This window comes from Priestia sp. P5_B4, assembly GCF_056400385.1.
The window spans coordinates 1-570 of sequence record NZ_JBFULJ010001478.1 but is presented as its reverse complement, the minus strand read 5'-3'; the positions used below and the strand labels follow the sequence as shown (position 1 = coordinate 570).

Annotated in this window: 1 protein-coding gene; it reads left to right on the top strand. The window is 38.8% G+C overall.

The genetic code is table 11. The features are described from left to right. Positions 1 to 142 precede the first annotated feature (142 nt). The coding region (locus AC1DRF_RS31710; protein WP_477742790.1) for a nucleotide-binding protein at positions 143 to 570 on the top strand (428 nt) is incomplete at its 3' end.

Genomic DNA, 570 nt, shown 5'->3' with positions numbered 1-570 from the left:
GCTTTTAAAAACCCCTTATTTTTCGGTGGGAGAAATAAGTCAAGACAATGTGTTAATGAGCGCATGACCAAACCTTGACTTTTACAGTTAAGGTTTTTTTATGTGGTAGGGAGTGGAAAAAGTGAAAAAGGGAAAACCGCTTATGATTCAAGGAACGCACTCAGACGCTGGAAAAAGCATGATTGCTACAGCATTTTGCCGTATTTTTAAAGAAGACGGCTATCAAACTGCACCGTTTAAATCGCAAAATATGGCGCTTAATTCATACATTACAATGGATGGAAAAGAAATTGGCAGAGCGCAAGGAATTCAAGCAGAAGCGGCTGGAGTAGAAGCAACAACCAATATGAATCCTATTTTAATTAAGCCTACTCGTGATCATGAATCTCAAATAGTTGTTCACGGAAAACCGCTACGTAATATGTTTGCTTTTCAGTATCGGCAAGAATTTTTTAATGAAGGTTTGAACGTTATCACAGAAGCTTATAAAGAGCTTGCCAATCATTATGATCGAATTGTAATTGAAGGCGCTGGAAGTCCTGCCGAAGTCAATTTGAACGATCGGGAACC